This window comes from Halorubrum hochsteinianum (assembly GCF_023702125.1).
In the GTDB taxonomy this organism is placed as follows: domain Archaea; phylum Halobacteriota; class Halobacteria; order Halobacteriales; family Haloferacaceae; genus Halorubrum; species Halorubrum hochsteinianum.
In genome coordinates this window covers 402320-416463 of record NZ_CP098415.1, presented here as the reverse complement: position 1 = coordinate 416463, position 14144 = coordinate 402320, and the positions used below count along the sequence as shown (strand labels likewise).

10 protein-coding genes and 1 pseudogene are annotated in these 14144 nt (G+C 64.4%); 5 read left to right on the top strand and 6 right to left on the bottom strand.

Annotation, left to right across the window (positions count from 1 at the left end; translation table 11 throughout):
- Positions 1-6: 6 nt before the first annotated feature.
- From NAF06_RS02050 to NAF06_RS02025, 6 genes and pseudogenes are all read right to left on the bottom strand, one after another.
- A complete protein-coding gene (locus NAF06_RS02050) occupies positions 7-1341 on the bottom strand; it encodes an ABC transporter ATP-binding protein (RefSeq protein ID WP_008581643.1) in 1335 nt (444 codons plus the stop codon).
- Positions 1334-2398 (bottom strand): ABC transporter ATP-binding protein, encoded by a 1065-nt coding sequence (locus NAF06_RS02045; RefSeq protein ID WP_008581642.1) that lies wholly within the window; start codon positions 2396-2398, stop codon positions 1334-1336. Before NAF06_RS02045 ends, NAF06_RS02050 begins: the two co-directional genes overlap by 8 nt.
- Entirely contained in the window at positions 2398-3582 is a 1185-nt protein-coding gene (locus NAF06_RS02040) for an ABC transporter permease (RefSeq protein ID WP_008581641.1), read from the bottom strand. Before NAF06_RS02040 ends, NAF06_RS02045 begins: the two co-directional genes overlap by 1 nt.
- A 14-nt stretch (positions 3583-3596) precedes the next feature.
- On the bottom strand, positions 3597-4511 hold the full coding sequence (locus NAF06_RS02035; protein WP_345780630.1) for an ABC transporter permease: 915 nt from the start codon (positions 4509-4511) through the stop codon (positions 3597-3599).
- Between the two features lie 99 nt (positions 4512-4610).
- Positions 4611-6441: pseudogene (locus NAF06_RS02030) on the bottom strand (ABC transporter substrate-binding protein).
- A gap of 70 nt (positions 6442-6511) precedes the next feature.
- The gene (locus NAF06_RS02025) at positions 6512-7147 is read right to left on the bottom strand and encodes an IS6 family transposase (RefSeq protein ID WP_251106145.1); all 636 of its coding nucleotides are present in this window, start codon (positions 7145-7147) and stop codon (positions 6512-6514) included.
- A gap of 683 nt (positions 7148-7830) precedes the next feature.
- On the opposite strand from NAF06_RS02025, the gene NAF06_RS02020 reads away from it, so the two are divergent.
- From NAF06_RS02020 to NAF06_RS02000, 5 genes are all read left to right on the top strand, one after another.
- Positions 7831-9588 (top strand): ABC transporter substrate-binding protein, encoded by a 1758-nt coding sequence (locus tag NAF06_RS02020; RefSeq protein WP_008581634.1) that lies wholly within the window; start codon positions 7831-7833, stop codon positions 9586-9588.
- 136 nt (positions 9589-9724) lie between these two features.
- Positions 9725-10630 (top strand): ABC transporter permease, encoded by a 906-nt coding sequence (locus NAF06_RS02015; protein WP_008581633.1) that lies wholly within the window; start codon positions 9725-9727, stop codon positions 10628-10630.
- Positions 10623-11675, top strand: a complete 1053-nt coding sequence (locus tag NAF06_RS02010; RefSeq protein WP_008581632.1) for an ABC transporter permease — start codon at positions 10623-10625, stop codon at positions 11673-11675. Before NAF06_RS02015 ends, NAF06_RS02010 begins: the two co-directional genes overlap by 8 nt.
- Positions 11675-12751 (top strand): ABC transporter ATP-binding protein, encoded by a 1077-nt coding sequence (locus NAF06_RS02005; RefSeq protein ID WP_008581631.1) that lies wholly within the window; start codon positions 11675-11677, stop codon positions 12749-12751. The genes NAF06_RS02010 and NAF06_RS02005 overlap by 1 nt, the downstream gene beginning before the upstream one ends.
- Complete coding sequence (locus NAF06_RS02000; RefSeq protein ID WP_049908577.1) at positions 12744-14072, top strand: ABC transporter ATP-binding protein; 1329 nt, start codon at positions 12744-12746, stop codon at positions 14070-14072. Before NAF06_RS02005 ends, NAF06_RS02000 begins: the two co-directional genes overlap by 8 nt.
- Positions 14073-14144: the final 72 nt, after the last annotated feature.

The window sequence follows — 14144 nt, the reverse complement described above, 5'->3', positions numbered from 1 at the left end:
CGCGGGTCAGTCGTCCGCGGGGTTCGGCTCCGCGGACGCCCTGCCCTCGTGCCGGAGGCACGCGGACTCGTGGTCGGGAGAGTGGACCGTTCGCTCGGGGACGGTCTGGGCGCACGGCGTCGTGACCCGCTCTTCGAGGAACTCTCCGGCGCGTTCGGCGTTCCCGTCCAAGAGGAGCCGGACCGACTCCTCGAACGCCTCTTCGAGGTCCTCGTCACCGATCGGGTCGCCGACGTCGAACTCCTCTCGGATCTCGGCCTGAATCGCACGGTCCGTGGGCTCCTCGCCGCCGGCTGTCAGGCTCTCTCGGACCTGCTCGATGTCGACCCGGCCTGTCGCGACGCTCTCTCGGAAGTTCAACAGCCCCCGCCAGTCGTCCTGATCGACGTCGACGCCGTCCGGCTGTATCACCCTGTGACACCGCGTGTGGAACCGGCAGCCGCTCGGCGGGTTCGTCGGACTGGGAACGGTCCCCTTCAGTTCGATGCCGCCGACGCTCGCGCGCGGATCCGGCGTCGGGATCGACGACAGCAACGCCTCCGTGTAGGGGTGTTGCGGGTCGGTGAAGATCTCTTCCACCGGCCCGATCTCGACGATCTCGCCGAGGTACATCACCGCCACGCGGTCGCAGATCTGGCGGATGACGGACATGTCGTGGCTGATGAAAAGCAGCGAGAGTCCGAACTCGTCTTGGAGGTCGTCGATCAGCGAGAGGATCTCCGCCTGAATGGAGACGTCGAGGGCGCTCACCGGCTCGTCGGCGATGATGAGGTCCGGGTTCAACACGAGCGCCCGGGCGAGCGCGATCCGCTGTTTCTGGCCGCCGGAGAACTCGTGCGGGTACCGGTCGAAGTCGTCCGCGGAGAGGCCGACGCGTTCGAGTAGGTCCTCGACGATCGCCCGGCGTCGGTGGCGGTCGCTCATCCCGTGGATCTTGAGCAGTTCGCCGACCGCGTTCCCGACCGACATCCGCGGGTCGAAGCTCGACGACGGGTCCTGAAAGACCATCTGCGCGCCGCGGCGGAACGCCTTCAGCTCCTCGTCGTCGAACTGCGTCACGTCGTTGGGGTGCGTCCCGTCGGGGTCGCGGGTCGCGTTCTCCCGGCCGTTCCCGTTGAACACGACCTCTCCCGCGGTCGGCTCCTCCAGCCGGATCACCGAACTCGCCGCGGTCGACTTCCCGCAGCCGGACTCGCCGACGAGCCCCAGCGTCTCGCCGCGCTCGATGTCGAAGCTGATCCCGTCGACGGCGCGGGCAGCGCCGACCTGGCGATTGAATATCCCCTTCCGGATCGGGTAGTGCTTCTTCAGGTCTCGGACCGAGAGCAGCGGCTCAGTCATCGGCGCGACTCACCCCGCTCTCGCCGTCGGCCGCCCCGTCGCCCCCGACGGGCTCGAAGTTGTCGTTCCGCACGACGGAGGGGTCCATCCCCGGCCCGTAGTGGACGCAGGAGACCCGCTGGCCCGGACTGACCTCGATCTCATCCGGCTGTTCGCCGGTGCGACACGCCTCCTCGGCGTATCCGCAGCGCGGCGCGAAGCGGCACCCGTCCGGTGAGTCGTGCGGGTCGGGAAGCGTTCCGGGGATCCCGCCCGCCGTCGTCCCGCCGAACTCCGGGAGACACTCCAACAGCTGTTGGGTGTACGGGTGCGCGGGGTGATCGAAGATGTCGAGGACGCCGCCCCGCTCCATCACCTTCCCGGCGTACATCACGACGATCCGGTCGGCGATCTCCGCGACGACGCCGAGGTCGTGGGTCACGAACAGCACGCCCATGTCGAACTCCTCTTGGAGGTCGTCGAGGAGTCGCAGGATCTGCGCCTGGACCGTCACGTCGAGCGCGGTCGTCGGCTCGTCGGCGATGAGCAGGTCGGGGTCGCCGACGAGCGCCATCGCGATCATCACGCGCTGTTTCTGGCCGCCGGAGAACTCGTGCGGGTAGTCGTCGAAGCGCGCGCTCGCGTTCGCGATGCCGACCCGGTCCATGAGATCGACCGCCTTCGCCCGGGCCTCCTCGTCCGAGACGTCCTGGTGGATCTGGAGCGCCTCGGTGATCTGCCACCCGACGGAGTAGCAGTGGTTCATCGCCTCCTGCGGGTTCTGGAAGATGTGTGCGATCTCGTTCCCGCGGACGTTTCGGAGCTCCGGCTCGGGCATCGTCAGCAGGTCCCGGCCCTTGTACCGGACGGTTCCCTCGATCTGTCCCGGTGGGGTCTTGATGAGCCGCGTTATCGACTCGGTCGCGACCGTCTTGCCGGACCCCGATTCGCCGACGATACAGACGGTCTCGCCGGTGTCGACGTCGAAGTCGACCCCGTCGACCGCGGTGAGCGTTCCCTCGTCGGTGCCGAACGTCGTCGTGAGGTCTTCGACCTCGAGTAGGTGATCGCTTGGCATTATGCGTTCTCCGCCTCGGCTTCGGGGTTCAACGCGTCCAGGAGTGCGTCGCCGAGGAAGTTGAACGCGAGGATGGTCAGGAACAGCACGATACCGGGCGCTAACACGATCCACGGGGCAAAGGAGAGGTCGCTCCGACCGGCCGAGATGAGCTGTCCCCACGACGGGATCGTCGAGTCGCCGATGCCGAGGAACGCGAGTTGCGCTTCGAACAGCAGGAATCCGGGAATGAGCAGTGTGAGCTGCGTGATGATGCTGCTCGCGACGTTCGGGACCACGTGGCCGCGGATGACCTGATACGTGCTCGCGCCGCTGATGCGGCTGGACTTGATGAACTCCTCCTCCGAGATCGACAGCGACTTGCTCCGCACGTACCGGGCGGTCCCGCCCCACCCGAACAGGGAGAAGACCACGATGAACATGCCGAGCCCCGCGCCGTAGACGTACAGGATGAGTAGAAACATCAGGAACGTCGGGAACGAGAGGATGATGTCGGTGAACCGCATCATCATCTCGTCCACCCAGCCGCCGGCGTACGCGCTCAGCGTGCCGAACGCGATGCCGATCGTCGAGACGATGGTCGTCGTGATGAAGGCGATCTGCATGCTGATCGTCATCCCGTAGACGATCATCGTGAACACGTCTCGGCCGGCGTTCGTCGTGCCGAGCGGGTGCTGCCAAGTCCCGTGACAGCGCCCGTTTATCACCTCGCCGACGCAGGTCGCCGGCGTCGTGTCGACGACGGACGTGAACACGGGCGGCTGGTAGGCGATGAGCAGTTCCTGTTGCGGCGCGCTCATCACGAGCGGCCCGACGATTCCGCCGACGAACACGATTCCGAGCCACCCAAGGCTCACGACCGCCGGGCGGTTGCGCTTGAACTCCTTCCAGTAGTACCGCGTCCGCCGCGGGTTCTGGTACAGCGGCAAGACGAGGTACCAGAACGCCAAGAGCAGCGTGAAGATGAACAAGAAGTCGACCGTCTCCAGCGTCCGATCGAGACCGACGAACTCGAAGGTCGCCGTCCGGTCGCCGACGAAGCGCCAGTCGTACACGCCGAGCAGGGCGAGCGGGAGCGCCGTCACCAGCATCCCGATCGAGTTGATCGACAGATCGAAGCGTCCCGACCGCGAGAGGTCGTTCCAGTCGACTTGGTCGAACTGTTCCGGGCTTTCAGTCGCCATCGTTCTCCGTTGAGTTACCTGTCATCATAGCTGATACGCGGGTCGAGTACGGTGAACACGAGGTCCTCGATGAGGTTCCCCACAACCGCGACGAACGTGAAGAACAGGGTCGTCCCCAACACGAGGTTGGTGTCCTGTGAGAGCAGTGCCTCGAAGGTCAGCCGGCCGAGCCCCGGGATGCCGAAGACGACCTCGACGAGCAGCGACGAGCCCAAGAACAGCGCGAGGAGCTGTCCGACGAGCGTCGTCGAGACCGGGACGAGCGTCGGGCGCATGACGTGGTACGCGTACGCCCGGAGCGGCGAGACTCCCTTCGCCTTCGCGGTCTTCATGAAGTCGGAGTTCTGGAACTCCGCGGACTCGTTCCGGGAGACGCGCATGAGCGCGCCGATCGAGCCGGTGACCAACACGAACACCGGTATCGTCAGCTGGACCGCGTTCTCGACGCTGAACACCGCGACGTCCGTGTTGTAGACGACCGGAATCACCTCCAGCCACACCCCGAAGACCAACAGCAGGATGATCCCGAAGAAGAAGTTCGGGATGGCGTAGCCGAAGAAGGCGAATCCGGTCGCCGCGTGGTCCCGCCAACTGTACATGTTCGCCGCGGAGTACACGCCGACGAGCGGCCCGAGGATCACCGTGAGGACCGTCCACGGGATCGAGTACTGCGCGGTGTAGTACAGCGCGCCGACGACGGCCTCCAGGACCGGCTGGCTCCGACTGCTCGACCAGCCCCAGTCGAGGGTGTACACGCCTTGGATGAAATCGAAGTACCTGACGTAGAGCGGTTCGTCGAGCCCCCGGAGCTCCCTCGCCCGCTCCGCGGCCGCCGCCGGGTCGCCGCCTTGGAGCGCGGCCTGCGTGGTGGCCTGCTGTACGTCCGGGTTCGGCGCGGCCGACAGCAGCAGAAACGTGATCGTCGTGATGACGAGCGATACGACTCCTGCTCAGAGAACGCGAGCGGTTACGTACCTTCCAAATCCCATGTTGATATCGTGAAGAACGTGTGGTGGCGAGGAAGGAACCTACTCCCCGTATCTCCAGGCCGGGAGGTTCCAGCCGTTGGAGAAGTTCTCGATGGGCCCTTCGAGCCCCTCGCGGTAGCCGACGGTGTCGTCGGGGAACGCGAGCATGATGTACGGCTGCTCCTCGGCGAGGTTGGCGAACAGCTCGATGAGCGCGTCGGCCAGCTCCTCCTGAGTGGTCGCCTCTCGCGCGTTCTGGAACAGCTGCTCGGCGTCGAACCCGGGGTAGTAGCCGACCGGGTTGTACAGCGGATTCGCGCCCTCGAAGAAGACGCTGTTGGTGAGCGGGTTCCGCGGGTACGTGTTCAGCCCGAACACGACCTCCATGTCCCACTCCTGATTGGACGTAATGTTTCGCGGACCGGGGTTGGTCGCGGTGGGCTGGGTCCACTCAACCTCCTCGCCGTTCACCGTGTCGACGAGTTCGTCCGGCACGTTGGTGACCTCGCCCTCCTCGTTCGTCTCGGGGGTTGGATAGTCGGTCTGCTGCCAGTACTCGTTGTTGAACCGGGTCCCGTCGATGGCCTCGACGGTCACGTCCATGCCGAGGTTGTCGCCGAGCTCCTAGGCGATGAAGTCAGCCATCAGCTGCTCGGTGTTCTGCCCGGCGCTGTGGTAGAGGCTGAGTTGGACCTGATTCCCGTCGGGGTCGACCATCGTCTCGCCGTCGAACCGGTAGTCGTACTCGGACTCCGCGAACGCGTCCTCGGCCAGCCCGCGGGCCACCTCGCTCCCGTAGCTGTCGCCGACGCCGAACTGCGGGATGTCCTCCTCCGGCGGGTAGAAGTTACTGAACCGCGGCTGCCAGGTGAAGTGCGTCTGGGCGAAGTCGCGGAACACGCCCTCGATCAGTCCCTCCTTGTCAATGGCGGCGGCCATCGCCTGCCGGAACGGGACGTGTCGGAACATGTTGCCCGGGCCGGTCGTCCACCCGTTGTCCCGCATGTTGACCGAGATCTTCTCGTTGTACGGCTGCGGGATCCGGTTGACGTAGATCTCGTCGTTGTTCCGGTACGACTCGACCTGGTTGGGCGGGATTGCGGCCGAGTCGACCTCGCCGGTCTCCAGCGCACCGAGCCGAGAGGCCTGCTCGCCGATCACCCGGATCTCCGCGGCCTCGAAGTACGGGGCCTCGTTGAAGACATCCGGGAGGTCGTCCGCGTCCTGGAGGTAGTAGTCGTCGTTGCGGCTGTACCGGGTCCCGCCGTCCCGCTGCCACTCGTCGAGGACGTACGGGCCGAGATTCCCCGAGAACTGGAGTTCGAGCAGCTCCTCGTCCTGCCGGAGCCCCTCGGTGTCTTCCTCCTCGACGTACGGTTCGAGCAGCTCCTGCGGGATCGGGTACAGCAGCGGATCGAAGCTCTCGGGCCAGAGGAGCTGCGGCGTCTCAAGCGTGGCCTGGAACTCGTACTCGCCCGTCTCTTCGACCTCGACGCCGGTCCAGTTCGTCGAATTCACCGAACTCGCCCAACTGCTCTGGTGTATCTCCTGAATGAGATAGACGAAGTCGCTCGCGGTCACCTCGCCGTACGGGTCGCTGAACTCGAGTCCCTCGCGGACGTCGAAGGTCCACACCTCGCCGTCCTCGGTGGACATGTCGTAGAGGAGCGGGACGTACTCGTTGTTCTCGTCGAACACGTAGCCCAGATCGAGGGCGCGAGCGATCGCGTCCCCAGCTCCATCCTCGCTGTTATATATCGGATTGAGCGTCGAGAAAGAGGCCGCCGCCGCCGTCGCCGGAACAGCCCGCGAGCGTTACCGCCCCGGCGAGACCGAGCGCGGAGAGCCATTGCCGCCGACCGACGTGTGGGGAATCGTCACTACCATTCATGTCTCGACGTGACATACCAGATGGTATGAATGAGCATACAAAAAAGCTCAGCCCGGCTCACAGGTAGTGTTCAGATAAGCTGATTCCATGCGAAGGCAAAGGATCTGAGCCACTCGTTTGCTGTTTCTGCTTCGGCGTTGCTGAAACAGTTTGAGAAACTGGTAGTTCTGCGTTTTACCTCACGAAAGACACGTTCGACGCTGTTCCGATTTCCATGTCGTTCGTATCTGAAATCGAGGCCGTGTTTACGACAGGCTCGCTGAAGTGGAGCCGCACCATCAACGAGAAAGATCGCGTCATCTACGTCGTGTTTTTCGCGGAGTTCCGCGAAAAACCGATCTGCGATCGCGTTATTTCTCGTCGGTTCAAGCCGTGTGTGTAGCAGATCATTTGATTCGGGATCGACAGCAGCGTACAGCCAATATTGCTCAGTATCGAGTTGAATCACGGTCTCATCAACCGCGACGTGATTCGGGTTCCGATCCGATTCCGGCTGTAGGTCGGCTTTGTGAACCCAGTTATGAACGGTCGATCGAACTCGATCAACACCGAATACCTCAAGAAACGAAACAGTATTCGAAAGCGATAGTCCAGACAAATGGAGCTGAATACTGAGCTTCATCAACAGCTTCGGTGTTGCTTCTCGCTCCACAAACTCTAAGTTGATCTCGTCTAAACAGCCGCTGAGGCGGTCGTTTTCTGGCATAGAACACTTTGAAAACGCACCGCCTCACTTTCAAACCTTATCTGAACACCGTCGGCTCACATGTCGTGACCGGACGTGGGGTTCCGCCGTCATGCGGAATCTTTTGCCCCTTTTTGAGTCCGGCCGAACACCGTCTCGAGCGCTGACTCGGGACCGACAGGGGTCGCCTACGGCTCCGGACACGTATAATCTGTATTTGACACGATTTCTGGATCTGCTCGGAGAACTGTCATATCCGCGGATCGGTAGCGATCAATTCCGGGGGTCACGCTCTCCGAGACCGGACGAACCCGTGTTTTATAATGATTATTCATACTTTATTGTTGCTCTGTAGTCACAAATATTTGTATTTTGTACTTAAAAAGCTCGAATAAATCAAAAATCAGCCAATAATGCGTTCTAAACGTACTCTCTCGGCGTATCGTAACATATTATAGTAATCGGTTGTACGATGTGGTATGCCAAGTCGGCACAACGCATCCGATTCCAACCAAAACATCAATCGACGTAACGTTATCGCCACCATCGGGGCGGCTGGCGCAGCCAGCCTGGCCGGGTGTGGCGGCCAATCCGACGGCGGCGACGGCGGCGACGGCGGTGACGGCGGCGACGGCGGCGATGGAGAGCTTTTCCCCCTCGACGTTCAGCTCGAAGTCAACGCCGACAACAGCGACCGGCTTCAGATGGTCGAGCTCATCGCCGAGTCGATGGAGCAGACCGGCTACTTCAACACGACCGTCGAGACGTACGAGTGGAACACGTACGTCGGTCGCGTCCTCGACCCCGAATACCAGAACAACGGGTACGTTCCGTGTATCGGCCTCTCCGGAACGTTCAACCCCGGTAGCTTCTGTAACGCCCTCCACCACTCCGACAACGTCGGTCAGTGTTGTAACCTCAACGGGATCAACGACTCCGAACTGGACGACCTGATGGACTCCGCTCGGTACGGCGTCGAGGTCGCCGAAGACGCCGAACTCCGCGCGGAGCGGTACGACGAGGTCTGGAACTACCTCGCGGACGAGCGGTACAGCTCGATCACCCACTTCAACCTCGCCACCTCCGTCTCGAACACGGACCTCCACGGATTCGAGATGTGGCCCTTCCAGGAGGGGATGTACAGCTACAACATGTTCGCGCCGCAGGACGAGCAGATCATGTGGGTCGACCGCGAGAACGCCGCGGGCGACTCCGACCTCTCGGACCTCTCCGAGGGCGGCACGCTGTCGCTCGCGGTGGGCGCGAACATCGAGTCCTTCGACCCCCCGCACAGCACCGACACGACCTCGACGCTGGCGCAGGGGTTCATCTACGAGGGGCTGACCGCAAACGACGCGCAGGGTAACGTCTACCCGTGGCTCGCCGAGAGCTACGAACTCCGCGACACGCAGGACATCGACCGGACCGCGTACGCGGACTACATGTCGACGGTCGGCACCACCGAGGAGGGCGCGATCGACACGGACGAGCAGGTCGTCGTCCCGCACCCGGAAGACAACCCCGCCGAAGACGACGAGGTCCGTGTCCTGCTCCCCGACGACGCCGCCGAGGCGGTCGAGGACGGCACCTACGGGATGCAGTACCGGTACAACCTCCAGGAGGGGGTCGAGTTCCACAACGGCGACGAACTCACCGCGGAGGACGTGGTCGCGACCTTCGAGTACGTCGAGAACTCGGACATCTCCGCACAGACGTTCGACTCGCTTTTGACCGCGGTCCAGGTCGACGAGTACACGGTCGACCTGTACGCGCAGGTCGCCGACGCCGAGGCCGAGCGCGAGCTCCCCTCGCCGCTCATCCTCAACGCCACGCAGATCGAGGAGGTCGAGAAGGGCAACATCGACCCGCGCGAGGGTAACACCCCGATCGGGACGGGCCCCTACGAGTTCTCCGAGTTCGAGGACGCCCAGTACTACGAGGTCACGAAGTTCGACAACTACTGGACCGAACAGAAGGGCGTCAGCGAGGCGTTCAGCTGGTTCGACGGCTCCAGCGACTTCCCCGACGGACCGGTCATCGACGGGTTCGAGGTCGAGATCGTCCCCGACGACTCCACCCGGTCCGGAGCGCTTCAGAACGGCGAGATCGACTCCACGTACGGAATCAACACGTCGACGCTCGACGACTTCGACTCCTCGGAGGAGTTCCTCGTCTACAGCGTCGAGACGGGCGGCTACGAGTATATCCAGTACCCGGTCAACGTCGCGCCGTTCGACGACGCCCGCCTCCGGCAGGCGATCAATCACCTGATCCCCCGCGAGCGGATCGTCGAGAACGTGTTCAGCGGCTACGGTCGACCGGCTTGGACTCCGATCCCGCAGTTGGCGCAGGGGAGCGGGACCGCCGACGCCGAGGCTCTGGAGGAGGAGCTCCGACCGATGAACGAGTACAACGTTGAGCGCGCCGAAGAGCTGCTTGAACAGGTCGCCGCGGACAACTGACGCTCCGCGAACACCCCGTTTCGACCACACGAATGACCGCATTACATCTACTGACAGCTGAACCCACCACGGTAACCACGCAACGATGAGTCTCCAACGTTTCATACTGAAGCGAACGCTATCAATAATCCCGATCATGTTCGGGGTGTCGGTGATCACCTTCGGGATGTTCCACCTGACTCCCGGCGACCCGGTCACCCAACTCGTCGCGTTGAACCCGGACGTGACGGCGGCCGAAGAGGCCGCGCTCCGCGAACGCTGGGGGCTCTCGGGCCCCGTCTGGGAGCAGTACCTGGACTGGATCTCGAACGTGCTCGTCGGCGACTTCGGACAGGAGCTCCAGACGGGGCGCGAGGTCTCCGACATCGTGTGGCGGCGGCTCCCCGAGACCATCGCGCTCGGTCTCTTCGGCTGGGCGTTCGCGCTCATCATCGCCATCCCGGCGGGAGTCTACGCGGCGGTCAACAAAGACCAGCTCGGCGACACCGTCAGCCGCTTCCTCGCGCTGTCCGGGATCTCGATCCCGAACTTCTGGCTCGGCCTGATGTTGATCCTGATATTCTCGCTGTATCTGGGTCTCTTCCCGGTGTTAGCGCCGTCGAGATCGTCGCTCATCTCCCCGGAGATGCTGCGGTATCTCATCCTCCCGGGGATCACCATCGGGACCGCCTCGGCGGCGAGCATCATGCGCGTGATGCGGACGTCGATGACGGAGGAACTGAACAAGGAGTACGTCACCGCCGCCCGCGCGAAGGGGCTCCCCGAGCGCACGGTGATTCTCAAACACGTGCTGCGGAACTCCCTGATCTCGGTCGTCACGCTCGCGGCGACGCTCACGGCCTCTATCGTGGCCGGCTCGGTCGTCGTGGAGGTCGTGTTCAACTGGCCGGGGCTCGGACGGGAGTTCATCGACGCCATCAACCAGCGAGAGATCAACGTCGTCATGGCGATCACCCTCTTTACCGGGTTCTTCGTCATTCTCGCGAACCTCGTCGCCGACATCGTGTACGCGGCGCTTGACCCGAGGATCCGATATGACTGACCGACAAACTCACGACGAACGCGGCCGGATCCGCATCTCGGGATTCGATTCGGACCGCGTCAGAGACCGAGAGCCGATGTCCGACTGGACCGACGAATCGAGCGGCGAAACCGTCGGCCGCTGGCGGCGCGGCTTCCGGAAGTTCAAGCGGAACCGCTCCGCGATGGGCGCGCTCGTCATCGTCGTCCTGATGGCGCTGGCCGCGTTCTTCGCGCGTCCCATCGAGATGTTCGGCGTCGTCGTCCAGCCGTTCTCGCTGGCTCCGTACGACCCGACGACGATCCTGTATCTGGGCGTCGACCCGAGCGTCGAGGTGTACGACCCGCCGTCGTGGCAGTACCCGATGGGCGTCGACGGCTCCGGCCGCGACCTGTTCTCGCGGCTCCTCGTCGGCGGCCGGTACAGCCTCTCGATCGGGTTCATCGTCGTCGGACTCACGGCGTCGTTCGGGCTGATCTACGGCTCCATCTCCGGCTACTACGGCGGCAACGTCGACGAGCTGATGATGCGGATCGTCGACACCATCTTCGCGTTCCCCGGGCTCATCCTGGCGCTCATCATCGTCGCCATCCTCGGCGGCGGCTACTGGCAGCTCGTCTTAGCGTTCAGCCTCTTCGGCTGGGCCGGGTACGGCCGTCTGGTGAGAGGGGAAGTGCTGAAGATCAAGGAGAACGAGTACGTGATGGCGGCGAAGGCGCTCGGCGCGCGCGACCGCTCGGTCGTCTTCAGACACATCGCTCCCAACGCGATGCCGCCGCTCATCGTGCTGGCGTCGCTCAACATCGGGAGCGTCGTCATCGGCGTCGCCGCGCTCGGCTTCCTCGGACTCGGGTTAGACCCCAGTTCGGCCGAGTGGGGCACCATGCTGAACGCCACGCGGTCGACGCTCATTCAGGGGCCCGGCGGTCAGATCCCCTGGTGGGCGACCGTGTACCCCGGTGGGGCGATCTTCATCTTCGTGATGTCAATGAACATGATCGGCGACGGTATCAACGACGCACTGGACGCACAGCAGACCGGTGTCGGCCGCGGGGGTGAGGACTGATGGCGCTGCTGGAAGTGAAGGACCTCACCGTCCGCTTCTACACCCAAGAGGGCGTGGTGACCGCCGTCGACGACCTCTCGTACCGCATCGAGCGCGGCGAGAAGTTCGGCGTGGTCGGCGAGAGCGGCGCGGGCAAAAGCGTCACGGCGCTCTCCGTGCTGCGGCTGATCGACAGTCCGGGCCAGATCGAGAGCGGCGAGATCCTGTTCAAAGGCGAGAACTTGCTGGAGATGTCCGAGTCGGAGATCCGCTCGATCCGCGGCGACGAGATCTCGATGATCTTCCAGGACGCGCAGACGGCGCTCAATCCGGTGTACACGGTGGGCGGCCAGATCGCGGAGGCGATCGAACACCACCTCGACTACTCGTCCGAGGAGGCGAAGGCGCGAACGATCCAGCTGCTCGACCGCGTCGGCATCCCGGAGGCCGAAGAGCGGTTCTCCGACTACCCGCACGAGTTCTCCGGCGGGATGCAACAGCGGGCGATCATCGCGATGGCCCTCTCGTGTGACCCCGACCTGATCGTCGCGGACGAGCCGACGACCGCGCTCGACGTGACCATCGAGGCGCAGATCTTAGACGAGCTCAGGGAGCTGGCCGACGAGTTCGACACGGCGATCCAGCTCATCACCCACGACCTCGGCGTCATCGCCGAGGTGTGCGACCGCGTCATGGTGATGTACGCCGGGAAACCCGTCGAGAAGGCTCCCGTCGAGGAGCTGTACTACGACCCGAAACACCCGTACACGGTCGGGCTCATGAGCTCGATCCCCCGCGTCAACGACAAGCGGGAGCGGCTCCAGACGATCCCGGGCGTGATGCCCGACCTCGTCGAGCTCCCCTCCGGGTGTAGCTTCCACCCGCGCTGTCCGTTCGCCGAGGAGAAGTGCACGCGCAAGGAGCCGCCGCTCACCGACGTGGAGTCGGGGGCGGAGGCGACGCTCGACACGGAACACGCCGCAGCTTGTCTCGAGTACACGGAGGGGCTCTCGCAGGGGCTCACGTACTCCGTCGAGACGACCGGGCCGGCGGACGGCGCGGCCGCGGGGTACGTAGAGGGTGATCGCGATGAGTAGCGCCGAGCCGATCCTCCGCGTCGAGGGGCTAGAGAAGTACTACGACTCGACCGGCGGGTTCGTCGACAAGCTCCTCGGCCGGTCGCAGTGGGTGAAGGCGGTCGACGGCGTCGACCTCGAACTCCACGAGGGCGAGACGCTCGGCGTCGTCGGCGAGTCCGGGTGCGGGAAGACGACGCTCGGCCGGAGCATGCTCCGGCTGGTCGAACCGACGGGCGGCTCCGTCTACTACAAGGGCGAGGACATCACGGAGCTGTCCAGCTCCGACCTCCGCAACCTCCGGAAGGACGTCCAGTACATCTTCCAGGACCCGTTCTCCAGCCTGAACCCGCGGATGACTGTGGGCGACATCATCGGCGAGCCGCTCGACATCCACGACATCGCGAGCGGCGAGGAGCGGAAAGAGCGGATCTACGAACTGCTCGAAACGGTCGGCCTGAACCCGAGCCACGCGAACCGCTACCCGCACGAGTTCTCCGGGGGCCAGCGCCAGCGGATCGGGATCGCCCGCGCGCTCGCCGTCGACCCGGAGGTGATCGTCTGCGACGAGCCGGTGTCCGCGCTCGACGTGAGCGTTCAGGCGCAGATCCTCAACCTCATGGAGAACCTACAGGAGGAGTTCGGCCTCTCGTACGTGTTCATCGCGCACGACCTCAGCGTCGTCGAACACATCTCCGACCGGATCGCGGTGATGTACCTCGGCGAGATCGCGGAGATCGCGCCGACGGAAGAGGTGTTCGAGCCACCTTACCACCCCTACTCGGAGGCGCTCCTCTCGGCGATCCCCGAACCGGACCCGCTGTGGGAGGGCGAGCAGATCTTCCTGTCGGGGACCGTTCCGTCCCCGCTCGACCCGCCGTCGGGCTGCCGGTTCCACACCCGGTGTCCGAAGGTGATCCGCGACGCCGACTACGACCTCCCGCAGGAGGCGTGGCGGTCGGTCATGGACCTGAAGCTCCGGACGCGGGAGGCGGACTCGGTCGGGTCGGTGACGGCGGAGCTCGAGAGCGACACCGAGGGGTCGCGGCTCGACCCGACGGACGCGTCGCGCGAGGAGTTCGGCCGGATGGTCCGCACCGAGTTCGACCTCCCGGATCGGCTCTCCGACGACGACGCGGAGGCCGCGGTCTCGGAGGCGATCGACCTGCTCGCCGACGAGGAGCTGTCGGCGGCGGCGACGACCCTGGAAGACGCGTTCACCACGCCCTGCTCGACGCACGAGCCGGGCGCGTACGCGGTGAGCGACGACCACCACATCTCGTGTCTCCGGTTCGACGACCGGTTCGACTCCGAGCGGGAGACCTTCGGTAACGCGGCGTAGCCGAGACCGCGACCCCCGCTCGGACTCGGCCGCGCCGAGCGCCCTCCTGCGTAACTCTTTATCCATCGCTCC